General features: G+C 42.3%; 23 protein-coding genes. 13 read left to right on the top strand and 10 right to left on the bottom strand.

The window, feature by feature from the left end; all coding sequences use genetic code 11:
- Nucleotides 1-6 precede the first annotated feature (6 nt).
- Nucleotides 7-777 (top strand): tRNA threonylcarbamoyladenosine dehydratase, encoded by a 771-nt coding sequence (locus QT716_RS06050; RefSeq protein ID WP_317935151.1) that lies wholly within the window; start codon nt 7-9, stop codon nt 775-777.
- Here the strand turns inward: QT716_RS06050 and QT716_RS06045 are convergent.
- From QT716_RS06045 to selD, 3 genes are all read right to left on the bottom strand, one after another.
- Complete coding sequence (locus tag QT716_RS06045; protein ID WP_317935150.1) at nt 774-944, bottom strand: hypothetical protein; 171 nt, start codon at nt 942-944, stop codon at nt 774-776. The genes QT716_RS06050 and QT716_RS06045 overlap by 4 nt on opposite strands.
- A 337-nt stretch (nt 945-1,281) precedes the next feature.
- On the bottom strand, nt 1,282-2,325 hold the full coding sequence (gene mnmH, locus QT716_RS06040; protein WP_317935149.1) for a tRNA 2-selenouridine(34) synthase MnmH: 1,044 nt from the start codon (nt 2,323-2,325) through the stop codon (nt 1,282-1,284).
- Nucleotides 2,326-2,337: 12 nt separating this feature from the next.
- On the bottom strand, nt 2,338-3,381 hold the full coding sequence (gene selD, locus QT716_RS06035) for a selenide, water dikinase SelD (RefSeq protein WP_317935148.1): 1,044 nt from the start codon (nt 3,379-3,381) through the stop codon (nt 2,338-2,340).
- Nucleotides 3,382-3,576: 195 nt separating this feature from the next.
- On the opposite strand from selD, the gene QT716_RS06030 reads away from it, so the two are divergent.
- A complete protein-coding gene (locus QT716_RS06030; RefSeq protein WP_317935147.1) occupies nt 3,577-4,995 on the top strand; it encodes an NAD-dependent succinate-semialdehyde dehydrogenase in 1,419 nt (472 codons plus the stop codon).
- 43 nt (nt 4,996-5,038) lie between these two features.
- Here the strand turns inward: QT716_RS06030 and ilvA are convergent, their stop codons facing one another.
- The 3 genes from ilvA to QT716_RS06015 all read right to left on the bottom strand — a co-directional run bounded on the left by ilvA (nt 5,039) and on the right by QT716_RS06015 (nt 7,804).
- Complete coding sequence (gene ilvA, locus QT716_RS06025; RefSeq protein WP_317935146.1) at nt 5,039-6,310, bottom strand: threonine ammonia-lyase IlvA; 1,272 nt, start codon at nt 6,308-6,310, stop codon at nt 5,039-5,041.
- Between the two features lie 135 nt (nt 6,311-6,445).
- On the bottom strand, nt 6,446-7,351 hold the full coding sequence (locus QT716_RS06020) for a diacylglycerol/lipid kinase family protein (protein WP_317935145.1): 906 nt from the start codon (nt 7,349-7,351) through the stop codon (nt 6,446-6,448).
- Between the two features lie 15 nt (nt 7,352-7,366).
- Nucleotides 7,367-7,804 (bottom strand): MarR family winged helix-turn-helix transcriptional regulator, encoded by a 438-nt coding sequence (locus QT716_RS06015; RefSeq protein ID WP_317935143.1) that lies wholly within the window; start codon nt 7,802-7,804, stop codon nt 7,367-7,369.
- A gap of 264 nt (nt 7,805-8,068) precedes the next feature.
- Between QT716_RS06015 and QT716_RS06010 the strand changes: the two genes are divergently transcribed.
- Entirely contained in the window at nt 8,069-9,802 is a 1,734-nt protein-coding gene (locus tag QT716_RS06010; RefSeq protein ID WP_317935141.1) for a methyl-accepting chemotaxis protein, read from the top strand.
- 105 nt (nt 9,803-9,907) lie between these two features.
- A complete protein-coding gene (locus tag QT716_RS06005) occupies nt 9,908-10,879 on the top strand; it encodes a proline dehydrogenase family protein (RefSeq protein ID WP_317935140.1) in 972 nt (323 codons plus the stop codon).
- Between the two features lie 74 nt (nt 10,880-10,953).
- Here the strand turns inward: QT716_RS06005 and QT716_RS06000 are convergent, their stop codons facing one another.
- Together QT716_RS06000 and QT716_RS05995 are read right to left on the bottom strand one after the other, a co-directional pair.
- The gene (locus tag QT716_RS06000) at nt 10,954-11,964 is read right to left on the bottom strand and encodes a DUF1646 family protein (RefSeq protein ID WP_317935139.1); all 1,011 of its coding nucleotides are present in this window, start codon (nt 11,962-11,964) and stop codon (nt 10,954-10,956) included.
- Between the two features lie 114 nt (nt 11,965-12,078).
- Entirely contained in the window at nt 12,079-13,572 is a 1,494-nt protein-coding gene (locus QT716_RS05995; protein WP_317935138.1) for a peptide MFS transporter, read from the bottom strand.
- A 302-nt stretch (nt 13,573-13,874) separates the two neighbouring features.
- Here QT716_RS05995 and QT716_RS05990 point away from each other — a divergent pair, with 302 nt between their 5' ends.
- Together QT716_RS05990 and QT716_RS05985 are read left to right on the top strand one after the other, a co-directional pair.
- Nucleotides 13,875-15,767 (top strand): ABC-F family ATP-binding cassette domain-containing protein, encoded by a 1,893-nt coding sequence (locus tag QT716_RS05990; protein WP_317935137.1) that lies wholly within the window; start codon nt 13,875-13,877, stop codon nt 15,765-15,767.
- A gap of 15 nt (nt 15,768-15,782) precedes the next feature.
- A complete protein-coding gene (locus tag QT716_RS05985; RefSeq protein WP_317935136.1) occupies nt 15,783-16,910 on the top strand; it encodes a virulence factor in 1,128 nt (375 codons plus the stop codon).
- Between the two features lie 130 nt (nt 16,911-17,040).
- Here QT716_RS05985 and QT716_RS05980 read toward each other — a convergent pair whose 3' ends face one another.
- Complete coding sequence (locus QT716_RS05980; RefSeq protein WP_317935135.1) at nt 17,041-17,694, bottom strand: hypothetical protein; 654 nt, start codon at nt 17,692-17,694, stop codon at nt 17,041-17,043.
- A gap of 160 nt (nt 17,695-17,854) precedes the next feature.
- On the opposite strand from QT716_RS05980, the gene QT716_RS05975 reads away from it, so the two are divergent.
- The 5 genes from QT716_RS05975 (at nt 17,855) to QT716_RS05955 (ending at nt 21,488) form a co-directional block, all read left to right on the top strand.
- Nucleotides 17,855-18,292: a BrxA/BrxB family bacilliredoxin gene (locus QT716_RS05975; RefSeq protein ID WP_317935134.1), complete on the top strand. Its 438-nt coding sequence runs from the start codon at nt 17,855-17,857 to the stop codon at nt 18,290-18,292.
- Nucleotides 18,289-19,071: a class I SAM-dependent methyltransferase gene (locus QT716_RS05970; RefSeq protein ID WP_317935133.1), complete on the top strand. Its 783-nt coding sequence runs from the start codon at nt 18,289-18,291 to the stop codon at nt 19,069-19,071. The genes QT716_RS05975 and QT716_RS05970 overlap by 4 nt, the downstream gene beginning before the upstream one ends.
- A 263-nt stretch (nt 19,072-19,334) precedes the next feature.
- Nucleotides 19,335-19,931, top strand: a complete 597-nt coding sequence (locus tag QT716_RS05965) for a YpjP family protein (protein WP_317935132.1) — start codon at nt 19,335-19,337, stop codon at nt 19,929-19,931.
- Nucleotides 19,932-20,028: 97 nt separating this feature from the next.
- Nucleotides 20,029-20,985: a thymidylate synthase gene (locus QT716_RS05960; RefSeq protein WP_317935131.1), complete on the top strand. Its 957-nt coding sequence runs from the start codon at nt 20,029-20,031 to the stop codon at nt 20,983-20,985.
- A 14-nt stretch (nt 20,986-20,999) separates the two neighbouring features.
- On the top strand, nt 21,000-21,488 hold the full coding sequence (locus QT716_RS05955; protein ID WP_317935130.1) for a dihydrofolate reductase: 489 nt from the start codon (nt 21,000-21,002) through the stop codon (nt 21,486-21,488).
- A 34-nt stretch (nt 21,489-21,522) separates the two neighbouring features.
- On the opposite strand, the gene trhA is transcribed toward QT716_RS05955, so the two are convergent.
- A complete protein-coding gene (gene trhA, locus QT716_RS05950; protein ID WP_317935129.1) occupies nt 21,523-22,158 on the bottom strand; it encodes a PAQR family membrane homeostasis protein TrhA in 636 nt (211 codons plus the stop codon).
- Nucleotides 22,159-22,230: 72 nt separating this feature from the next.
- On the opposite strand from trhA, the gene QT716_RS05945 reads away from it, so the two are divergent.
- On the top strand, nt 22,231-23,070 hold the full coding sequence (locus QT716_RS05945) for a DegV family protein (protein WP_317935128.1): 840 nt from the start codon (nt 22,231-22,233) through the stop codon (nt 23,068-23,070).
- Between the two features lie 118 nt (nt 23,071-23,188).
- Nucleotides 23,189-23,962 carry an SGNH/GDSL hydrolase family protein gene (locus QT716_RS05940; RefSeq protein ID WP_317935126.1) on the top strand — a complete coding sequence of 258 codons (774 nt, stop codon included), beginning with the start codon at nt 23,189-23,191 and terminating at the stop codon, nt 23,960-23,962.
- The last annotated feature ends 3 nt before the right edge of the window (nt 23,963-23,965 follow it).

Here is a 23,965-nt window from a genome sequence, read left to right as displayed (position 1 = left end):
ATTAAAATGTTGAATCAGTTCTCACGAAACGAATTGTCCATAGGTAAAGAAGGCGTTGAACGTATGAAGAATACGACTGTCGCCATATTAGGAGTCGGCGGCGTCGGTTCGTTCGCTGCTGAAGCATGTGCACGCAGCGGCGTAGGCAAAATCATTTTAGTAGATAAAGACGATGTCGACATTACAAACATTAATCGGCAGCTCGTTGCGTATTTATCAACTATAGGCCGCTCTAAAGTAGAGGTAATGGTGGAGCGCATTCAAGACATCAATGCGGACTGTGAAATCGTGCCGCTGCATATGTTTTACACAGAAGAAACTGCCGAACAATTTTTCGATCAGCAGCCTGATTATGTCATCGATGCTTCGGATACGATCAGTTATAAAATCCATCTTATCGAGCAATGCAACAAGCGCGGCATTAAGATTATTTCAAGTATGGGCGCTGCCAATAAAATTGACCCGACACGCTTCCAGATTGCAGATATCTCAAAAACGCATACAGATCCCATCGCAAAGGTTATCCGGACACGACTGAGAAAGCTTGGAATCCATAAAGGAGTGCCTGTCGTGTTTTCCGATGAAAGTCCGATTGTCGTCCGTCCAGACGTCGTAGATACGGTAGGGAAACCGGAAGCGGATATCCGCAAGGCTAAAATGCCGCCCGCGTCAAATTCCTACTGTCCTTCCGTCGCCGGCCTCGTGTGTGCTAGCTGGGTATTAAATGACATTACAGCTGATATTCCATTGCAGCGGGTGAATGATGCGAAGTCCTAAGTGATTAGGGAAGGGTAGGGGATTAATTTGGGGGTGGGCGTTGTTGCGATGGGGTGGCGGAACCCGCCCGATTCGAGTGGCGACCCGCCCGATTGGAGCAGCAACCCGCCCGTTTCGAGCGGGGACTCGCCCGATTGGAGCAGCAACCCGCCCGATACGAGTGGCAACCCGCCCGTTTCGAGCGGGGACTCGCCCGTTTCGAGCGCCAACCCGCCCGTTTCGAGCGCCAACCCGCCCGTTTCGAGCGGGGACTCGCCCGATTGGAGCAGCAACCCGCCCGTTTCGAGCGGGGACTCGCCCGTTTCGAGCGCCAACCCGCCCGATTGGAGCAGCAACCCGCCCGTTTCGAGAGGCAACCCGCCCGATACGAGCAGCAACCCGCCCGATTCAAGCGCCAACCCGCCCAATTCAAACAACAACAATCCCTATCACACAAAGAACCCCAAACCCAAAATCCCAAAAAAGCATGTGTGCCGAGAATACATTCTCAGCACACATGCTTTTTCATTTCATCTTCATATATTGTTGTTTCCAGGCCAACACTTTCTCGAACGCCTCGTCCACCGTGTCCGCCGCAATTGTTATTTTTAAATCATCGTCCACTTTTCCTGTGGAGTGCTGATAACGGGGATCGTAGTAATGCTCAAGCAGTAAGCGAGTGGCACTGTCGAAATCACCAGAGTTCAATGCTTCTTCAATCTCTTTCGCAATCGGGACATGAATCCGTCTTCTGATTTGCTCAAACGCTGCTTTGAATTCTTCTGGCCGTTCTGCAGGCTGATAATCCTCCAACGTAATTCGTACGCGTTCCTCAATCGGCAACTGGATGATCAACTGTCGGCTATGTTCTTTTTTCTCGAACAAGAAACCAGGCATTGTCACTTTTCCGATGCGTTTGCTTTCGCCTTCGATGAATACGACTGGTTCGTTCGCAGTACGTTTCAAATCGTGCAGAAGAAGGGATTCGAAATTCTTCTGATTGGACGCTTCCAACCCAATTTGACCGAAAATAGATCCCCGGTGACCAGCCAGCCCTTCTAAGTCAACGATAGGCTCGCCTGCTTCAGCCAACTTATGCAAAATTACGGTTTTTCCTGAACCGGTATATCCGTTCAATACAATCAATTCAGGAGAATACTTGAAATTCTCCAGCTCTTGCACAACCCATTGCCGATACGTGCGGATACCGCCTGTAAGCCGGTGAGGGTGAATGCCCATTAAATCCAAAACCGTTGCGGCTGTCTTGCTGCGCATGCCTCCGCGCCAGCAAAAAACCGTTAATGAAGTATCGATTGCTTCAAACTCCGCTATGAATGCAGGAAGTTTAGCCGAAAAAATCTCCAGGCCCCGTTTTTTTGCTTCCGCTTGGCCAACTTGTTTATAGATTGTGCCAACTTCAGCGCGTTCTTCATCATTAAAAACAGGAATGTTAAGAGCACCTGGAATACTCGCTTCTTTAAATTCTTTTGGGGATCGGACGTCTACCATCGTATGTGGTTCTTTCGCATGGAGCGCCATAAGGTCCCGCAGTGTTATATCACGAAACATACATGCACCTTCTTATTGGACAGTAATGTGCCCAGGATTGTCAGACGTTACTGTACCTATTTGTTTTGCATCGACTCCGTTTTTCTGAAGGGAAGTCAGTAATTCTTCCGCTTCATTAGCAGAAACGGCTATGAGCAATCCGCCTGATGTGACAGCGTCACACAAAATCCACTGATCGACTTGGTTCAAGTGACTTGCAAATGTCACGTCATTTTCTAAGTGAGCAAAGTTATTCTTAGTTCCACCAGGAACGTGACCGCCTTCAGCCAATTCTTTGGCGCGCGGAAGAACAGGGACGGCGTCCGCTTGTATTGTAATACCTGCTTTACTTCCTTTGGCCATCTCAGAAGTATGCCCAAGCAGCCCGAATCCAGTCACGTCAGTAACCGCATGCACATCGAAGTCTGCCATAGTTTCTGCTGCAGTCTTATTCAAAGTCGTCATGACAGAGGTTACGTGTTTGATTTCTTCATCAGATAACTCGCCATGTTTCAATGAAGTCGTGTAAATTCCGACACCAATTGGTTTAGTAAGAAGGAGCACGTCTCCCGGCAGTGCACCTGCATTCGGACGGATTTTGTCTGGATGAACAGTTCCTGTAACAGCCAGCCCAAACTTCGGTTCTTGGTCGTCAATCGAGTGACCGCCGACTAATGCGACGCCGGCTTCTTTCAATTTGTCACCAGCTCCGCGAAGAATCTCTGTTAAAATTGTTTTATCTAACGCCGCAATAGGGAATGCAACTATATTAAGGGCTGTTATTGGCGTTCCACCCATAGCATAGACATCACTGATTGCGTTTGTAGCTGCAATTTGCCCGAAGTCATAAGGATCGTCAACGATTGGTGTGAAGAAATCCAATGTCTGCACGATTGCAAGATCGTCTGTTAACTTGTAAACACCAGCATCGTCGCTTGTGTCTAATCCAACTAACAAGTTAGGATTCGAAGCCTGTTGAGGAAGTGTGCGCAGCACTTCAGCTAAATCTGCGGGTCCGATTTTGCATCCACATCCGCCTTTTTTAGTCAATGTGGTTAGTTTAACGGTTGTTTCCATGTTTACCTCGCCTCACAATTCTTGTATTGTTCAGTAAGCCGAAAAAGCTTGCTATCGTTCAGTTTATCACAAAACAAGACATAACTTGGTGTAGGGCGTTCGAAATACGACAACTGTCGACAAATTGGAAGCATATTTTCTTATACAGCAGCATCACTTAGTACCAGCAACATACTGTTCAAGGAGGAATTTTTAATGGAAAAATATGAAATGATTATTGGGAAAGCTGATTTTGGTGAAAAACTAGAAACGATTTCTGTTGTCAATCCATTTACACAAGAGAAATTAGCAGAAGTACCGAATGGTGGAGAAAAAGAAGCGGTCCGTGCAGTGGATGAAGCGCACAAAGCATTCCCTGAATGGGCAGCGCTCTCTGCGTATGAAAGAAGCGAACTTATTATGAAGTGGCACGAACTTATTGTGCGGGATACTGATGATTTAGCGAAAACGATGACGCTTGAACAAGGCAAGCCGACGCAAGAAGCAGCTGGAGAAATCGGCTATGCGAATGGGTTCAATAAATGGTATGCAGAAGAAGCGAAACGCGTTTACGGGGAATCGATTCCAGCTACACAGCAAAATAAGCGCATGTATGTCCATAAACAGCCAGTTGGTGTCGTCGCTGCAATTACTCCATGGAACTTCCCGGCCGCTATGATTACACGGAAAGTCGCTCCAGCGCTCGCAGTAGGGTGCACCGTAGTCATTAAGCCATCGCGGCTTACACCGCTTACAGCGATTAAACTGGGACGTCTAGCCTTAGAAGCAGGGATTCCTGAAGGTGTCGTCAATATCGTAACAGGAGACTCAAAAGCGATTAGTGACGCTTGGCTCTCAGATGAGCGTGTAAAGAAAATAACGTTCACAGGATCGACCGAAGTTGGACGAGGACTAATGAAGAAAGCATCTGATACCGTGAAAAAGATTTCATTGGAACTTGGCGGACTTGCACCTGCAATTGTCATGGAAGACAGTGATTTGGAAAAAGCGGCAGAAGGAGTCATTGCTACGAAATTCAGAAATGCAGGGCAGACATGCGTCTGTGCGAACCGTGTGTATGTCCAAGAATCTGTAGTAGAAGAATTCACAAAAATCTTCACTGAAAAAGTAAAAGCATTGAAGACTGGTGATGGTCTGGCGGAAGGTACTAAAATAGGGCCGCTGATTGATGAAAATGCAATTGAAAAAGTAGAACGTCATGTACAGGATGCCCTGGATAAAGGTGCGAAAGTAGCAACTGGAGGTAAAAAGCTAGAAGGACTCCTATACGAGCCTACTGTTTTAACAAACGTAACAGAAGACATGCTTTGCATGAACGAAGAAACGTTTGGCCCTGTTGCGCCAATTTCAACGTTTAAAACAGAAGAAGAGGCCATTCAACGCGCAAATGACACAATTTATGGACTGGCTGCCTATCTATTTACAGAAAATCTCAGCAGAGGAATTCGTATGAGTGAGCAACTGGAGTACGGAATTGTTGGATTAAATGATGGAAATCCATCCGCACCGCAAGCACCTTTTGGAGGTTTCAAACAGAGTGGTTTAGGACGAGAAGGCGGCCACCAAGGAATCGATGAGTTCATCGAAGTGAAATATATTTCCGTAGGGATGTAATAACGAGAAAAGGTGAAGCCCACTCTGGCTTCACCTTTTCTTGCTAAATTAATAATTCAAATAACGTACTGTCGTTATTCACTTCTGTGAACGCAAAACCATTAATGCGCATGCGATCCAACAAGCCTTCATAGTCTTGAGGACGTTTCAACTCAATCCCGACGAGTCCGGGTCCGTTTTCCTTATTATTCTTTTTCGTATATTCAAACGTGGTGATATCATCATCCGGTCCTAACACGTTATCTAAAAATTGACGTAATGCGCCAGCCCGCTGAGGGAAGTTCACGATGAAGTAATACAATAGACCTTGATGAATCAACGATTTTTCTTTAATTTCCTGCATTCTTCCAATGTCATTATTTCCACCGCTAATGACGAGGACAATACATTTGCCTTTAATTTCCTCTTTGTACGCATCTAACGCAGCAATCGGGAGCGCTCCTGCAGGCTCTGCGATAATCGCATGTTTATTGTAAAGATCAAGAATAGCTGTGCACACTTTACCCTCAGGTACAGCGACCACTTCATCTACTAGCTCAAAACAAATATCGAAAGTCTTTTGTCCAGGACACTTAACAGCAGCCCCGTCAACAAACTTATCAATCGCAGGCAACGAAGTGCGTTCCGCATTCTCAATAGAAGCTTTCATACTCGCCGCTCCTGCGGGCTCGACTCCGATCATTCGTGTTAAGGGCGACAAATTCTTAATGTACGTGCTCATTCCTGACATGAGTCCGCCTCCGCCAATACTTGAGAAAACATAATCAATCGGTTCCTCGATATCATTCATAATCTCAACAGCCACCGTAGCTTGACCTGCAATAATGTCGAAATCATCGAAAGGATGAATGAAAATTCGGTCTTCTTGTTCCGTGCAAATCATTGCATCTTCAAATGAATCGTCAAAAGTATCACCGGTTAATACAATTTCCACGTGTCCTTTTCCAAACATCTCCACTTGGTCAACTTTTTGTTTAGGGGTAGTCAATGGCATGAAAATCTTGGCATCGATTCCAAGTTGAGCGCATGCGAATGCAACTCCTTGCGCGTGATTCCCTGCACTAGCACAGACAATTCCTTTTTCCAAAGCTTCAGCAGCAATACGCTGGATTTTGTAAAAAGCACCTCGCAGTTTAAAGGAGCGAACGTGTTGTAAGTCCTCTCGTTTGATATAAACACTACATCCGTATTCTTCAGACAACCGTTCATTTTTTTGAAGAGGAGTATGAGCCACTATATCTTTTAACACCTGATTCGCGATTAAAATATCTTCAATACATAATTTTTTCTTTTCTACTTCTTGAACATTTGTCAATGGGTCGACCTCCTCAACACTAGCATTTTTCAATACTACCACGAGAGTTGCCGCAATTACAATAGTTAAGTCCAAATAGTTTGAACATTTAAACTGTAGATTTTTATGTAAGCGTTTTCTTTATGAATATAGAAGTTATTCAATAGTTTGGATGAGTGTTAGCGCTTCTGGATTCAATTGAATTGTAAAGGTCGAGCTGTGTATAGGTTCACCGTCCAATATGAGTAATACGCTTCGATCCGCGCGAATTGTCATCGCTTTAGCAGTTAAATAGGAGATGGATGGGCTGACAATCGCATTTCCTTGAAGCAGTCTTGGAAACAAACGAAATAGCAGCGATAGGCGGCTTGCCGAATGTGCAATTGTAATGTTCATGATCTGGTCATTTGGTAAAGCTTGCGGACACACCTGCAGCCCACCGCCGTAAGATGACGTATTGCCAGCTGCGATTAGCCACGTACATGGCCATGCCATTAATGATTCACCGTCGATTGTTAGTGTCATTTCAAAAGGAGTAAAGACCAGTAATGTGTGAATCGCCGCAATCGGATAAGCGAGACCGCCTAAACCGAATTTGTTTAACAATGATTTGTAAAAAGAATGGTTTGCTTTTTCTCCTATTTCAGCGTCTACACCAGCAGCCGCAATTGTAATTCCTTTTTGTCCGTCAACGTTCAATAAATCGATTTTACGAGTATGAGCTTCGATTAATTGCTTAACGAACTTTGTGGGATCATGGGTAAGGTTAAATGCTCGAGCTGTATCATTACCAGATCCAGCAGGCAAAATTGCAACCGGCAGATTCCATCGTGAGGCGACCCCCACAATGGAACCCGCAGTACCATCCCCGCCAATTACAACAATACCTTTAAGATTCTCAGTTTTCATAAGTTTTTCAACAAAAAGTACGGAGGTTTCTTTAGTATCGCTTAGCAATGTCCTATAGGCGATATTAGCAATACATAGCTCCTGTTCAACTTGACGAAAAAGCTGAACACCTTTTCCTCGGCCAGATGACGGATTAACAATAATCGCATACATTACTCTCGGCACCAGTCATTCTTCCGAAGACTTTGCAAAAGAATCTTCTAATTTCTTATAGATCTCCAATAGAGCTTGTTGCTCTTCTAAAGAAATATTAGAAAATAACTCACGACGCACTTCTAATCCATCATTGTAGGCTTTCGACACAAGTTCTTTACCAGCATCTGTAATCGACAAGTACTTCGTACGTTTATCGTTTTCATCTTGTCTTCTGACTATCAATCCTTGCTTAGTAAGTTTTGTAGAAAGGTGGGTCAAAGAAGCGGGAGTGAAGTTTAACGTTTTTGCGATATCTGATGGCCGGCTTTCCCCTTCATTGAGAAGCTCTTGTAAGACTAAAATATGAGATATTCCTAAATCATTATCAGAGCGACGCTGCCACTGTAAAACCAATTGGTAGCTAACTTTTTCCATAGTATGAACTAATTCGAATATATTTTGATTTGTCATGATATACCTCCGTTGGTTGTGAAAATGTGTAATGCATAACAATTTCTTAACTGTATTTTTTATCTTACCTATCATACCTCAAAAAAAATAAAAAATAGAGAGCGGCGACTTCTAAAATTGAAAATACAACCGATATATATAGTGGGATTAACAAGGAACATTGTGTGAAAGTGAAATTTAGATATAGTTTTACACCATTTTGTAAGTTACAGTAATGAAGAGATAAGTCATACATACTATTTTGAGGAAGAGGTCTAATGAATCATGAAAACCACTCGCTCTTTAACATTCCAACTAGGCAGCCTGCTAATTGGAATTCTTATCGTCATGATTGCGATTACGTCGATTGCGACGTATAAAACAGCATATGACAGACTGTTTGAAGCTGCAGGAATTGAAGCATATGGTTGTGCAAATATCACAACTGGTTTAATCGTACCTGAAGATATCGACGCTGCGTTGGCAGGTGATAAGACAGTACAAAAAACAGTAGGTGAACAGCTTAATTGGACAACTGCTCATAAAGATATTTTTGAGACGCAATACATTGTGGATTTGGACGGAAAGCTGGTCGCGGTAGATGATAATTTAAAAGCACAAGGATTTGAGCCGGGAGATCAGTTTAAAATTGACAAAGATGCTATCGCGATGCTGAAAAAAATGGGACATCCTACATATTCAGATGCTTACACATTCGCTGGGCTAAAAAGACTTTCAGGATATGCACCAATTTTTAAGGATCAAGATCCTTCAAAAGAAGTGATTGCTGTTAGCGTCATAGATTTTGACGCCAGTATTGTCACTTCAAGAACGTGGAGTGTTGTCCGCAATGGAATTTTGCTTAGCATTGTTCCGCTCATTCTTGCTGCGTTGTTAACGCTCTATTTATTGCGCAAGAAAACGAAACCAATTTCAGACTTAATCGAGCACTCTAAACAATTGGCGGCTGGTAACTTAGCGATTCCAGATGTACATGTGACCAGTAAAGATGAGGTCGGGGACTTAGGGGCAACTTTAAATACACTTGCAGTAAATTTACGGACAATGATCGGCACTGTGAAAGCTAGTTCCGAACACTTATCAGCGAGTACATTCCAGACGGCTGACTCGTTAAGAGAAATGCAAGCCGCAACAAGGATGATTTCTGAGAGCATCAACGAAGCTGCGGACTCAGTTGCGGACGGTACTGCCAGTGTAGATCAAGTCGCACAACTTATTCAGGAATTGGCACAGGACCTTCATCAGGCAGATAAGCGTGCTGAAAAAGCTGCTCGCATTTCCTCAAATACAATGATATTAGCTGAGGAAGGAAGAGAGCGGGCGGTTTCGTTAAGTGAGGATATGGAGAAAATTTCATATTCTTCTACGAGCACTAAGGAGGCCATTCATGGGTTGATTGATTCCGCTAAGAAAATTCAACTGATTACTGAATCAATTTCTGATATAGCCGCTCAAACAAATTTGTTGGCATTGAATGCTTCAATCGAAGCAGCCAGAGCAGGCGAGCACGGAAAAGGCTTTGCGGTAGTTGCAGATGAAGTAAGAAGGCTGGCTGAGCAGTCTAACCAAGACGTTCAAGAAGTAGACAAGCTCATTAAAGATATTTCTTCTAGCATTGCTGAAGTTGTCCAGTCCACTGAAGAAAGCGGGAAGCTGATAGAAAATGGTTCTGCCACGGTTCACCAAACAGCCCAAACGTTAGGCAATATCTCATCGGCTGTAGAAGACAATGTAGCAGAAGTGACATCGATTTCAGAAAGTCTTAGAAGCGAAGCGCAAAAATCAGAATTGGTTGATCAGCATATACGATTATTGGCAGATGCAATACGTGCATTGGAGGAAATGACATCTAATATCTCGGCTTCAGGCGAAGAGACATCCGCTACAATTACAGAAGTTGCTGACCAATCAGAAGAGATGAAACGACTTGCAGCGGATTTAAGTGCTAGTGTCGAAACGTTCCGACTGACTAATTTGGACGCTTTTCAAAACTTATAAAAAACCATGCTGGAAATAGTTTTTAACGAATCAGAATATGTCGGATTCACACAATATGTGATATAATTTATATGTGAAAAAATTTTGTTCTGAGGAGTTATCGACATGCTAAAAGACTTATTTATGGGACTATCCCAAAACCAGACACTGAATAGTGCAGCAAAAAAATATGGTTTAAAATTGGGGGCTCAAAACGTAGTAGCGGGAACAAATATCCCAGAGACAATTGAAAGTATTAAAGAACTGAATGCGCACGGTATTTCATGTACTGTCGACAATCTTGGCGAGTTCGTTTTCAACCGTGAAGAGGCAACTGCTGCTAAAACTCAAATTTTGGGTGTAATTGAAGCGATTCATGAAAACGGTGTCGATGCTTCCATTTCTCTTAAGCCATCTCAACTTGGACTAGATATTGACCAAGACTTCTGTGAAGAGAATCTTCGTGAGATTGTTAGCAAAGCGAGCGAATACGATATCTTTGTTAACTTCGATATGGAAGACTATGGTCGTCTAAAGCCTTCATTTGAGTTATTGGATCATTTATCTACTACTTATAAAAACGTAGGAACTGTTATTCAAGCGTATTTCTTTGAAGCAGAAGACTATATGAAAGAGCATAAAGATTTCCGTCTGCGTATTGTAAAAGGCGCATACAAAGAATCTCCTGCAGTTGCTTATCAGGACAAAGCAGATATCGATGAAAACTTTGTAAAGTTGATTGAATGGCATTTATTGAATGGTAAATTCACTTCAATTGCGACACACGATCATCATGTCATTAATCATGTGAAAAAATTCGTCAAAGACAACAACATTTCTTATGACAAGTTTGAATTCCAAATGCTTTACGGTTTCCGTAAGGATATGCAGTTAGAACTTGCAAAAGAAGGCTATAATTTCACTACGTATGTGCCGTTTGGCGAAGACTGGTATGGCTATTTCATGCGTCGTCTTGCAGAACGTCCGCAAAACATGAATTTGATAGTTAAACAAGTATTTAACAAAAAAACAAATACACTCATTGGTCTAGGAGCAGGAGCATTTGCACTCGGCCGTTTGACAAAACGCAATAAGTAATAACGAGAATAAAGGCTGCTAAGGAAGTTCAGTGGAAACTGATTTTCTTAGCAGCCTTTTTATTTTTGAAAATCCTAAATTACGAAAACGAAAAAATAGATTACCATGACAAGCAATCCGAATGGAAATCCGAAACGTGCCCACTCTTTACTAGTAATGGATAGTTTTCCTGCTGCAATAATATTCGGGATATTGCCTGGGATCAGCATCCCGCCACTGATAAGCAGCCCCATCAGAATTGCGCGGATCGTCGATTCGTCCATAGAAGGGCTGATTTCGATTGAAGCAAGTGTGGCGTTATCGAGAACGGCGGATATTGTATTGGCCCAATAAAGGAACGCCGGACTTTTGCCTTCAAGGAGGGGACTGAGTAACGGTTCAAATCCTGACCCTAGCAGTGTGAGTGCCATAACGAATAAGTAGACTTTTAAACTCCTTGTGATAATAGCATTCCAAGTTTCTCTTTGTGAAATCTTTTTCTTGTTGCGCTTATGGGGGTGTGGAGAAATCACCAACCCTGCGAGAATCCCAAGAGCAAAAATAGCGATGATGACATCAGACCCTAGCAAATTGAACAAGTAGAAAAAAGATTCGTTCAATCGGCTCGTTGCAATTGTCGATAAAGGCTCCCCAAGCGGTGTCAGAACGGCACCTAATCCGATAGAATAACACGAAAGAATGACAAGACGGATTTGAGTGCGTCTGTCAAAGTTCAGGACACTAATAATTGAAACTAACAAAATAGCAGCGATGATTGCAGTAATTATGCTTGAGACCAATCCGATACAAATTACAATGAGTGCGACAAAAAGACGAGAAGGGATTAAACGATCTGCAAAAGCGATGGTTTCATTGAAAGATTTTTGAAATATACGGAATAGGCACCCTGCGAGAAATACTGCCAATGTGATGCCTAATGGATCTGTCATCACTGTATGGAATAGTTCGATATTCCAGCTGTTTGCTGCAAAAACAGCGACACACCCTAAGACAAACAAATACACTTCCAGCTGGCGCTCTGCAAATGACCAGATGAATGGACCGAGCAGGACGGCGCCTAACAACATGAGCAATAGTAATGTCATAAATAATCCCTCACTTAACAGAACGAATCTAATCTTAGTTTATGCAGAGTCGTTTTGTTAAATAACAGCACACAAAAAAACGGTCTCCCTAAGGAAACCGTTTTTACTAATTTCTTAATGTACACCTTTCATATAACGTGAAATGATTGGTGATATGAAGAACACAATAATGGAGAGAACAATTGCCACGCCGCCGATAATTCCAAAGTAAAGGAATTCAGTATCCGCGGAATAGAGCTTAACTAACTGTGCATTCAGTGCTTGTGCTGCAGCATTAGATAAGAACCAAAGGCTCATAGTTTGTGCAGTAAAAGCAGCAGGTGCAAGTTTAGTTGTCGCTGACAGTCCAACAGGAGAGATACACAACTCGCCAAGAACAAGTGTGAAGATACTCAATGCTAACCAAAGCGGGCTAACCAATTGATCAGTTCCTCCCATTAGACCAGGAAGCAAGATGACGATGAATGAAATACCGGCAAACAGCAAACCAAGCGAGAACTTATGAGGAATCGATGGCTGACGATCGCCAAGTTTAACCCAAAGCCATGCAAAGACTGGTGCGAACACGATAATGAACAGCGGATTTAGAGATTGGAACCATGCTGGAGAAATATGAATTCCTAAGAAATCTAAATTTGTTCGTTTATCCGCATATAACGCTAAAATTGTGGAACCTTGTTCTGCAATGGACCAAAACATAACAGCTGTTAAGAACAGCGGAATGTATGCGAGCACGCGAGACTTTTCATCAGATGTCGTTTTAGGACTGCGATACATAATGAAGAAGTATGCTGCAGGGATTGCAAAACCGAGAATACCAATTAATGCAGTGAAAGAATTTAACGTTAAATAACCGGTAGGAATCGCAATAGCAATTAGAATTGCTAAGATTACAACCACAATTCCGACAATTTTGATCGTTTTCTTTTTCTCTGCAGGAGATAAAGGGTTTGCTACATATGTACCTGCAAGGCCAAGATTTTTCTTTTTAGTAATGACGAACAATAACAATCCGAAGAACATACCAACTGCGGCTAAACCGAAACCTAAGTGGAAGTTATACTTCATTCCAAGTGTACCGACCGTTAACGGTGCGATGAAACTACCAAGGTTGATACCCATGTAGAAAATACTGAATCCGGCATCTTGACGGTTATCGCCATGTGCGTAAATATCTCCGACCATACTTGAAACGTTTGGTTTAAGTAAACCTGTACCAATGACGATCAAAGCCATGGAAACGAAGAACATGCTGAGGTTGCCTGGGAACGCTAAAACGATATGACCAAGCATTATGAATATTCCGCCGAAGAAGACAGAACGGGACGTACCAAAGACTCGGTCAGCTAACCAACCACCAATAATTCCTGACATGTAGACGAGTGATCCATATAAGGAAACAATCGCAAGCGCTGTCCCTTCGCTAAGACCCAGTCCACCTTTTGAAACTTCGTAGTACATATAGTAGACGAGAAGAGCCCGCATCCCGTAGTAAGAAAAGCGCTCCCAAAATTCAGTGAAGAATAACGAGAACAGTCCTTTTGGATGACCGAAAAAGCCTTTTTGCGGGACACTATCAACGATCTCCTGTTTTGACAACTGTGACATGATAAATCCTCCTTTTACCTATGAAGAATATAGTACCACTTAAAGAGGTAGTCTGAAAATAATTTATTCTAAAATAAAATAAGTCTTATTATGCTGACTTAAATGACTTTTATGTTTGTTTGAATAGGGCAAATTTATAAATATAGTTATTCGGGGATAACAATCCTGTTGGAGTCACGTCTTCATCTGTATGTACCCTTTTCTTTTCAAGTTGTAACACTAGAAGGATAGGGCTATTCCTACAAAAAGCATGGAATATAAGGTATCATGAAGTTAGCAGGTTATAGAATGGAAGTGTAGTCATGAGTCAATTAATTATTGAAAATTTAACTAAAACGGTTGGCGACAAAACATTATTTCGCGCAATCGATTTCACCATCACGTCGGGAGAAAAAACCGGCCTGCTTGGTATAAACGGAACGGGTAAATCCACGCTGCTCTCCATAATATCTGGTCAAGAAGAAGCGGATACGATTTCAAAAGATCATCCTAATAATTATCGGATTGCCTATTTACCACAAGATCCAATCGTCAATCCATCATTAACTGTATTGGAAGCAGTGTTTCAAAGTGATGCACCAGTTATTCGACTGAACTTAGATTATGAACATGCGTTACAGGCGCTTACTGATTCTCCTGAAGTTGAAGAAAATCAGGCCCGCTTTGCGAAATACCAAAACCAGATGGACGAGCAAAATGCTTGGGATATCAACACTCAGGCACGGACAATTCTTTCGAAATTAGGAATTGAAACCTATGATAAAAAAATTGGTGAATTATCTGGAGGTCAGCGAAAGCGGGTTATGCTGGCGAAGACTTTAATTGAGCCGGCTGATTTACTACTGTTAGATGAGCCGACGAACCACTTGGATGTCGGATCGATTACTTGGCTTCAAGACTTCATCAAAAACTTATCTGGTGCCGTATTATTTGTGACACACGATCGTTATTTCTTAGATGCGATTGCCACATCCATATTTGAGCTGGCGGACCAAAGGCTTTATGCTCATAAGGGAAATTATGGTGACTTTATAGAAGCTAGGGCGTTACGTGAAGAGATGAACGCCGCAACAGAAGACAAATTGAAAAACCGATACCGTGCCGAGTTGAAATGGATTCGGCGCGGTGCAAAGGCACGCTCAACGAAACAAAAAGCCCGAATTGGCAGATTTGAAGATTTGGAGCAGCAAGTTAAAAGCGGTGTACAGAAGGAAGAGATGGATGCCGCGCTTAAGACTTCACGCTTAGGGAAGAAAGTAATAGAAGCAAAAGAGATTTCCAAATCATTTAATGGTAAGACAGTCATTAATCAGTTCTCAACAATTCTTCAATCAGGTGATCGAATTGCAGTTGTCGGACCGAATGGTGCTGGGAAAACGACGTTGGTCAATATGTTTGACGGAATTCTTGAGCCTGACGAAGGCGTGATTGAACGTGGGACAACTGTAAAAATCGCCTACTTCAAACAACATTTACCTGAGATGAAAGAAACCCAGCGAATTATCGAATACATTCGTGAAACATCCAATGATATTGAAGACGGGGAAGGGAATCGTATTTCAGCGTCTCAAATGCTTGAACGCTTTTTATTCCCTGCATCTGCCCATGGCACACCGATAGGTAAGTTATCAGGCGGCGAGCGCAAACGTTTGTATTTACTGAAATTGCTAATGGAACAACCCAATGTTTTACTGCTGGATGAGCCGACCAACGACTTGGATTTAGAGACGCTTTCAGTACTTGAATCGTTTATCGACACGTTCCCAGGCGTCGTTCTGACGATATCTCACGATCGTTTTTTCTTGGATCGAACTTCAACGAAACTGTGGGTACTCGATGGTGCTGGCGGAATAGAGACGTTATTAATGAGCTACACGGACTTTTTAGAAACTGAACGTATAAAAGAGCCGATGAAAACTGCGACTCCTGTTACTGAACCTAAAGAGCCTGAACCCGCCGTAGGGACACCTGTAAAAAAGAAGCCAACCTACAAAGAAAAACGTGATTGGGAAACGATAGAAAAAGACATTGAAGATACAGAAACAGCAATCAGTACAACGGAAATCGAAATGACGACATGCAGCGCAGATTATGAACGACTAAATGAGCTTACACAAAAATTGGATGCATTAAACGCGAAATATGAACAACTAATTGAACGCTGGAGCGAGCTTGAAGAAATTATGAAAAATTAGAGGAGGTACGTCGAGATGAATATTGTTACGATTGAACCGACACCGAGTCCGAATTCCATGAAGATTGTACTGGATACTGAACTGCCGAATTTAGAAGCCCACAATTACAAAAAAGAAGATGCTACAACTGCGCCGGAACTTGTATCCCAACTTTTGCAAATCAAAGGCATTAAAGGGATTTACCACGTCATGAATTTCATGGCAGTTGAACGGGTAGGGAATGTACAATGGGAAACGATTTTAGCGGAAGTTCGAAATGTCTTTAACGAAGAGACAATCGAACAGACAGAAACTGAGCTGGGAGCAGATGATCACTTCGGCGAAGTGTATGTACATGTCCAGACCTATAAAGAGATTCCTTTACAAGTCAAAGTGTTCGACAGTGAAAACGAACAGCGGTTTGCGCTAAGTGATCGTTTCGTTTCAGCTATGGAACAGGTTCATAGCGCAGAAGTCGAGAATTATATATTGTTGCGTAAATGGGCAGATTACGGAATTCGTTATGGCAGCAAGAAAGAAATCGGAGAAACCGTTGTTAAAGAAGTGGAAGCAGCCTATCCAGAGGAACGGTTGTCTGCCATTGTAACCAATACGCTTGAAGGTACACAGCACACAAGCCAGCAGAAGCAACGTGTTTCGTTAGAGGATTTCCAGACGAACGAGTGGGAGACACGATTCCGCTTGCTCGACCAAATGGCAGATCCGACACTGGATGATCTTCCATTATTAGACAAAGCATTATCTGACGAAAAAATGTCAATCCGCAGGTTGGCCGCTGTCTATCTTGGAATGATTGAATCAGAAACAGTAGTTCCCTATATTAAAAAAGCACTGGAGGATAAAAGCTGGGCAGTACGTCGAACAGCTGGCGACTGCATGAGTGATTTAGGTTTCCCGGAATTCGAACCCGCTGCAATGAATTTATTGCAAGACAAAAACAAACTTGTTCGCTGGCGAGCGGCAATGTTTTTATATGAAACTGGCACAGAAAAATCATTGCCTGCTCTTAAAGAAGCTGCAAATGACCCGGAGTTTGAAGTGAAATTGCAAATTAATATGGCAATTGAGCGTATTGAAGAAGGCGAAGATGCAAAAGGGTCCATTTGGAAGCAAATGACCGAAGTCCGGAGTGTACTAAAATAATTGTAAATTCCAAGAGATATTGCTAGGACGACAGAACAAAAAACTCCTCAAGACCTGATTGCTGAGCAGCAGGCGACAAACGTATAATTGTAAAAAGAAGCGTCTACTGATTGATCAGTAGACGCTTCTTTTAAGTTTGTTTAATGATTTCAGGAAATGTAACGAGGAGTTTGCCTTCACTGGATACCATTTCCGCCACTGTTGTTTCGAATAGGTATGGGCTATCAGCCTCATCTTGTTTCTGAACTTTTTCATAATCGTTCTTCACTGCTAACACGGGGAACGTGACGGGAACTGAGCGCCCGTGAACCATGGTCTTAATGGTACCCATCAGTTGAAGTTCTTTGTGAGAAGCACCGAAACATAGACTGCCTGCGACTCTGCGGTTCTTTCCGGTCCGAAGAGAAATCCCCTGCAGTAACGAAATCACGCAAAGCAGGAAGTCACTCACTGCACCGGTTTCTAACTTGGAAAATCCGTGAGCTGTAAAATAATGATTCAATCCGTTGCGAAGTTCTTTAAATGTATAAAGCAGTTCGATTTTTTCTTTTGGACCACCAGTGCCAATACGGCCGATTATGTCATGGGCACGATCGAAATAGGGTTTAACCTGCTGCTGATCTGCATCACGTGAAATGACGAACGCGCTTAAAGAGTATAAGACCTCAAATTCAGGATTATTGCCACTCATAGTTAAAAATCCAAGAACGTCTTTCTCGTCAAACGCTCTTTTCTTAAATTGCTCATAATAATAAGTAATCACTTGTTGTTGTTTTCTATCCATCATGATTCTCCTTGCTCGTAAAGTCTGTATGTAAGTGTATCATAGGATGACGGTTTCTGGATTAAAATGCCGTTCATTTTCTTTCGAGCTGTTTCCATGTAGAATAGAAAGAAGAGTGTAGAATCTTTACACCTCAGATTATTTAAGGGGGCTATTTACTATGAATGCTTATGAAGAATATATGCAGGGGATTGTACAGCCGATGAGACAAGAATTGGTGGGCAGCGGCTTTACAGAGTTACTTACTGAAGAAGACGTAACTGCAGCGATGACAGATCACAAAGGGACTGCAGTAGTTGTCATCAATTCAGTTTGCGGATGTGCTGCAGGTCTTGCGCGTCCTGCTGTTCGTGAAGCTCTTAGTCAGACGGACAACCAACCGGATCAGTTGCTCACTGTTTTTGCAGGTCAGGAAAAAGAAGCGACAGCAGCAATGCGCAACGTTTTCCCAGAAGTGCCTCCAAGCTCACCCTCAATTGCTATTATTAAGAACGGTGAACTGGCTTACTTCATACCACGCGAGCAGATTGAAGGATTCGAAATGGAACAAGTACGTGATCACTTGACGGGTGCGCTTAACCAAGTCACTGCATCATGAGTCATGTGATTGTCACCACTGCTGGGCGGCCGGATGAAGTTACAGAACAGCGTGCTTTGGCGGCTGCCCAAGCATTGGGGGTTAAACAAGTCACACGTCACAAACGTTCTATACCGCAGCTAATGGAAGTGTATGGATGTGACGTCATCGTGGCCGGAAAACAACGTTATGAGTTCTATCAAAAGACTATGGATGGTCCGTTTTTCTTTCATCCAGACACGGCGGCGTTTCGCTTGAAGCGTCTAATGAATGGTCAACATGATCCGTTAGTAGAGGCATGCGATTTAAAATTAGGCGATTCGTTTTTAGATACAACACTTGGACTTGCGACAGATAGTCTTGTAGCTGCCTATGCAGTTGGGTCAACGGGGAGCATTACTGGGATTGAAATAGATCGTAACGTCGCATTCTTAACAAAAATGGGTTTAACGGAATTCGAAGCGAAGTTTCCAGAATTACAAGAAGCGATGCGTAGAATTAATGTCATACAGGAATCCTCAATTACCTATTTAAAACAATCAGCCGATGACATCTATGATGTAGTGTATATGGATCCAATGTTTTCACACCTCATCGAGGAGTCTTCCAGCTTTGCGCCACTGCGACAAGCGGGTGTACACGGCTCGCTTACACATGAGTGGGTTGAAGAAGCGGTACGAGTTGCTAAAAGACGTGTAGTCGTAAAAGCACATTATTTAGATAGTGTCTTTGACGAATTCGGCTTCCAAAGAATTCGAAGACCGAATACTAAATTTCATTTTGGTATAATTGAAAAGTAAAACACCGATCGGCTTCGAAAGAAACCGATCGGTGTTTTTTTGAATTAATGCGTGAAATTAAGTGAGCTTAAGTAAAGTACAAAGACGAGCATACCGATACCGGCAATCAATTGAACATCCATCTGAGAAACCTCCTTAAAAAAACATACACGTTCCCTATAATTTATTGTACAATGAAATTAGCAAAGAGGGAACCTTTTCGGTTATTTTTCGTACTGTTCAGAAAGCGGCAGTTTAAAATACATAAGTGTAGGTGATCAATTGTGAAAAAGTGGTTACAGCAACTGATGATTATATCAGTCGCCTTCGTGACATTGGGTGTGATTTCACCGAGTCATGAAATCTGGTCGACGCTTCATGAAAAGGAAGATGTAAAAGCAGCTGAACATCCGCAAGGCTCGTCACAATATGCTGTTCATTTCGACGATCCGTTTTTAGATAGACTTGATGATGCGGACGACTTTCTTTCAGAAAATGATCTGGTAGAAGGTGCCCGAACACTCGCTTTCACAAAGTTCGGAACTAAAATAGGACCTGTTATTGGCAACGAGTTTGACGAAGTGATTTTCCCTCAAATCGAACAAGTTATCCGTGAAACACTTGGCGAACAAGTGCAAATGAATCGTAAATTAGCAATTTCAGAAAGCCCCTCAGGCGGTACTGCGGAAAAAATCTTTAATATTAAAGATGTGGATGCGGATAAAAATTTATTACTTGTTCATGTACGAACTGAAAAACGTCCTCAAGATGGGTACTTCTTTAACTTCCATTATCACCTTGCAGAAGACAACTACCAGACCCACCATGCGCTTGGTGATGTATATTGGTCAAAAAACACACCACCGAAGTGGCTGTCCTAACAGCTGCCTTGGTGGTTTTTTGTTGACTTCTAAGAATTTGTAATAGGGACACTTCCCTTGGTATAGTAAGACTATAGAGTTACAGGAGGGCTAGACCATGAAACAATATTTAGATCTTTGCAAGCATGTCTTAGAGACAGGCAGCCAAAAAGGGGACCGCACTGGAACAGGTACATTAAGTGTATTCGGCTATCAGATGCGTTACGATCTTCAAAAAGGATTTCCATTAATGACTACAAAAAAAACTGCTTTCCGTTTGATCGTTTCTGAACTTCTTTGGTTTTTAAAAGGAGACACGAACGTCCGGACGTTGGTTGAAGAGAAGAATCCGATATGGGACGAGTGGGCGTTTGAGAAATGGGTCAACAGTGAAGAGTACACTGGACCGGATATGACGGACTTCGGTAGACGCGCCCCTTTGGACGAAGAATTCCGCTCAAAGTATGAAGTCGAAATGGCGCACTTTAAAAAGCGGCTGCTAGATGATTCATCTTTTGCTGAAACCTACGGGGATCTTGGTCCGGTTTATGGGAAGCAATGGCGGAGCTGGCATACAGGTTCTGCACAATCAGAAAAACAGCCGATTGACCAAATTGCGCAGCTTATTGAAGGATTGAAAAACAACCCCGATTCCAGAAGGCACATTGTGACAGCATGGAATCCTTCTGAGATAGAAGATATGGCATTGCCGCCTTGTCATGCATTGTTCCAGTTTTATGTTGCCGATGGTAAGTTGTCATGTCAACTGTATCAGCGAAGTGCAGATATTTTCATAGGAGTTCCGTTCAATATTGCGTCCTATGCACTGCTTGTACACTTAATCGCATTGGAAACAGGACTGATTCCAGGAGAATTCATCCACACATTAGGGGATGCCCATATCTACTCGAACCATATCAATCAAGTAAACGAACAATTGACGAGAGAACCTAGACCATTGCCAACATTACGTATTAACGCAGAAGGCAAATCGATTTTTGACTTAACAACTCAAGATATTGTTTTGGAAAATTATGATCCGCATCCAAAAATCAAAGCACCTATTGCTGTGTGAGGGAGGAGAAACATATGATTTCATTACTAGCTGCTCATGATGAAAACCGTGTAATCGGCGTCGATAACAAAATGCCTTGGCATATTCCCGAAGAGTTGAAGTACTTTAAGGAAAAGACGATGGGCAAAGCCATGATTATGGGACGTAAAACTTTTGAATCGATTGGAAAAGCGTTGCCTGGAAGACTGAACATCGTTCTGACGCGAGATGAAAGTTATCAAGCAGAAGGTGCCGTTGTTGTACATTCTTTGGAAGAAGCGATTGCCCGCGCAGAAAGTTTTGCTGAAGAAGTTATGATCATCGGTGGTGCTCAGGTCTTTGAGATGGCCATGCCATACGCGGACCGACTATATACAACCGTTATCCGTCATGCGTACAAAGGAGATACTTTCTTTCCTGAGTATGACAGAGGTTGGAAACTAGTTGCCCAAACAGAGGATCACCATACAAAAGACGGCTTGGCTTATTCCTATCATATTTACGAAAGAGAAGATGCAGCATAAAAAAGACAGCCGATGATTATCGGCTGTCCTTATTCTATAAGAAAAACAATATACTGAAGTACATGGAAGCGCTGCCGGCGAGTACAAACAAATGCCAAATCGCATGGTTGTAAGGTAACTTTCGCCAAGCATAGACTAGAGCACCAAGTGTATACAACATGCCGCCTACTATGAGCAGGGCAATACCAGTTCCAGTTAGTGAAGCGTATAATGGTTTTATAGCAATAACGATCAGCCAGCCCATGACAACGTACAGGATAAGCGACACGACTTCAAATCGATGAATGAAAAAAACTTTAAACAATGTCCCAAACAATGTGAGACCCCATACAATTCCGAATAACGACCAACCAAGAGCACCACCTATGCCTAACAGTACAAACGGGGTATATGTACCAGCGATGAGAAAATATATTGCGGAATGGTCGAAAATTGAAAATAGCTTTTTATATTTCCACGGAACACTGTGAAGTAATGTGCTCATTAAGTAGAGCATAATCATCGAGGCCCCAAAGATAATATAACTGACGAGCGCTAGCGTGCTATCTTGCTTTAACCCTTTTAAAATGAGTAACACAAGTGCGGGAATACTTAACAGCAATCCAAAGCCGTGTGTAATGGCATTCCACCGTTCTTCATTTTGAGTTTTATAGTCAAATGCGCTAGTCATAAGGAAAGCCTCCTTTTTTACACATTATACTGAAATAGAAACATAGTTTCCACTGACAGAGGAGAGAATGGAATGAGCAAAATTAAAGTTGTGACAGATTCTACAGCGGATCTTACAAAAGAAGAAATTGAAGAGTATGGAATTACAATCGTTCCGCTATCTATACATATTGATGGGGAGGTTTATACCGACTTAGTCGATATTCAACCTGTAGAATTTTTAGAAAAAATGGCTGTTTCACATGAGCTCCCTAAAAGTTCTCAGCCATCAGCAGGCACTTTTTCTCAAGTTTATGATGAACTAGGGAAAGATGGCAGCGAAGTGATTTCCATCCATATGACAGGTGGAATGAGCGGTACTGTGAAGTCTGCGGAAGCCGCAGCAGATATGACAGATACAGTTGTTACAGTATTAGACTCCAGATACATTTCACATGCATTAACATTCCAAGTGATTGAAGCGGCGAAAATGGCGAAACAAGGAAAAACGATGTCAGAAATTGTTGAACATGTAGAGGATGTCCGGAAGAAGACCATGCTTTTTGTAGTAGTAGACAAATTAGATAACCTCGTAAAGGGCGGTCGAATCGGCAAAGGTAAAGCGATTTTAGGCTCGTTATTGAATATAAAACCAATTGCCTCCTTACAAGATGGTGTCTATACACCAGTTGGGAAGGCCCGCAGCCATAAGCAAGTTGCAGCTCAGTTATTTTCTTCGTTTAAAGAAGATACAGCAGGGAAAATAGTTAAAGGTGTAGGTATTTCTCATGCTCATGGGCTCGCGATGGCCGATCCATTAAAAAGGTTGATTGAAGAAAGTGGGATTACTGATATTCGTTTTTCATTTACTTCTCCAGTCGTTAGCACACATACCGGAGAAGGTGCAATTGGCTTCATGTATTATACAGAGTAATTATAAACAGCCAATAGCTGCTATTAATTATAAAACAGATGCATAAATTAATGGAAATGGGGAAAATGAAATAATGGGAAGAAGAGCATGGGTGGTTTTTCTCGCCTTCTCATTGGTATTGACAGGATGTGATCAAGTGTTCAGAAATAACGCAGAACCTTTTACTGAAAGAAGAGATGTACAATTTAATGATTGGGAAGTTCCTCCTGACTTTTTGCCGATGAATTTACATGTTGTTGGACTAGGGGATTCCTTGACACAAGGGGTAGGAGACGAACTTAAAAAAGGTGGTTATTTTGAGCGAGTGGCTTCAGATCTGACTGAATGGGAAGGAATTTCTTTCGTAGAAACTGAAAACCTAGCAAAACGCGGACGACGAAGTGATCAGCTTGTTAAACAGTTGGAAGAACCAGAGATACAGGCGTCTATAAAAGATGCAGATCTTATTTTCATGACAATTGGCGGAAATGACATTATGAAAGTTTTAAAAGCCAATCTCTTTAAGCTGAAAACTGAGCCGTTCTACAAAGAACTAGATGGTTATGAAAAACGGCTTAACGAAATTTTTGGAACCGTACGAGCGCTGAATCCAGATGCACCCATCGTAATGTCGGGACTTTATAATCCAATGCTGATTATTACAGATGAAGTGAAAGAGTTTGAAACGATTATCACAGATTGGAATCAGGCGATTGAAACAACAGTTGCGCTTGACGGGAATAGCTGTTTTGTTCCAGTTAAAGATTTGTTTGAAGAAAATGCGAATGTCGTCTATCATACAGACTTTTTCCATCCAAATGCACAAGGTTATGATTTAATGGAAGAACGGTACTTGAAATACTTGGAAGCTTGCGGAATGCCGGAAATTCTCCAAGGTGAATTGGATAGGTAGGAG

The organism is Sporosarcina aquimarina, from assembly GCF_033253705.1.
GTDB lineage: Bacteria > Bacillota > Bacilli > Bacillales_A > Planococcaceae > Sporosarcina > Sporosarcina aquimarina.
This window is presented reverse-complemented; position numbering and strand designations above follow the sequence as displayed.

Excerpts from the sequence above, each read along its gene's own strand:
- QT716_RS06000 (WP_317935139.1), bottom strand. The coding sequence starts at position 11,964 with ATGACATTACTATTGCTCATGTTGTTAGGCGCCGTCCTGCTCGGTCCA.
- QT716_RS06015 (WP_317935143.1), bottom strand. The coding sequence starts at position 7,804 with ATGACAAATCAAAATATATTCGAATTAGTTCATACTATGGAAAAAGTT.
- QT716_RS05970 (WP_317935133.1), top strand. The coding sequence starts at position 18,289 with ATGAGTCATGTGATTGTCACCACTGCTGGGCGGCCGGATGAAGTTACA.
- QT716_RS05980 (WP_317935135.1), bottom strand. The coding sequence starts at position 17,694 with ATGGATAGAAAACAACAACAAGTGATTACTTATTATTATGAGCAATTT.
- QT716_RS05975 (WP_317935134.1), top strand. The coding sequence starts at position 17,855 with ATGAATGCTTATGAAGAATATATGCAGGGGATTGTACAGCCGATGAGA.
- QT716_RS05960 (WP_317935131.1), top strand. The coding sequence starts at position 20,029 with ATGAAACAATATTTAGATCTTTGCAAGCATGTCTTAGAGACAGGCAGC.
- mnmH (WP_317935149.1), bottom strand. The coding sequence starts at position 2,325 with ATGTTTCGTGATATAACACTGCGGGACCTTATGGCGCTCCATGCGAAA.
- selD (WP_317935148.1), bottom strand. The coding sequence starts at position 3,381 with ATGGAAACAACCGTTAAACTAACCACATTGACTAAAAAAGGCGGATGT.
- QT716_RS06020 (WP_317935145.1), bottom strand. The coding sequence starts at position 7,351 with ATGTATGCGATTATTGTTAATCCGTCATCTGGCCGAGGAAAAGGTGTT.
- QT716_RS05945 (WP_317935128.1), top strand. The coding sequence starts at position 22,231 with ATGAGCAAAATTAAAGTTGTGACAGATTCTACAGCGGATCTTACAAAA.
- QT716_RS06050 (WP_317935151.1), top strand. The coding sequence starts at position 7 with ATGTTGAATCAGTTCTCACGAAACGAATTGTCCATAGGTAAAGAAGGC.
- QT716_RS06005 (WP_317935140.1), top strand. The coding sequence starts at position 9,908 with ATGCTAAAAGACTTATTTATGGGACTATCCCAAAACCAGACACTGAAT.
- QT716_RS05995 (WP_317935138.1), bottom strand. The coding sequence starts at position 13,572 with ATGTCACAGTTGTCAAAACAGGAGATCGTTGATAGTGTCCCGCAAAAA.
- QT716_RS06010 (WP_317935141.1), top strand. The coding sequence starts at position 8,069 with ATGAAAACCACTCGCTCTTTAACATTCCAACTAGGCAGCCTGCTAATT.
- QT716_RS05990 (WP_317935137.1), top strand. The coding sequence starts at position 13,875 with ATGAGTCAATTAATTATTGAAAATTTAACTAAAACGGTTGGCGACAAA.
- trhA (WP_317935129.1), bottom strand. The coding sequence starts at position 22,158 with ATGACTAGCGCATTTGACTATAAAACTCAAAATGAAGAACGGTGGAAT.
- QT716_RS05955 (WP_317935130.1), top strand. The coding sequence starts at position 21,000 with ATGATTTCATTACTAGCTGCTCATGATGAAAACCGTGTAATCGGCGTC.
- QT716_RS06030 (WP_317935147.1), top strand. The coding sequence starts at position 3,577 with ATGGAAAAATATGAAATGATTATTGGGAAAGCTGATTTTGGTGAAAAA.
- QT716_RS05985 (WP_317935136.1), top strand. The coding sequence starts at position 15,783 with ATGAATATTGTTACGATTGAACCGACACCGAGTCCGAATTCCATGAAG.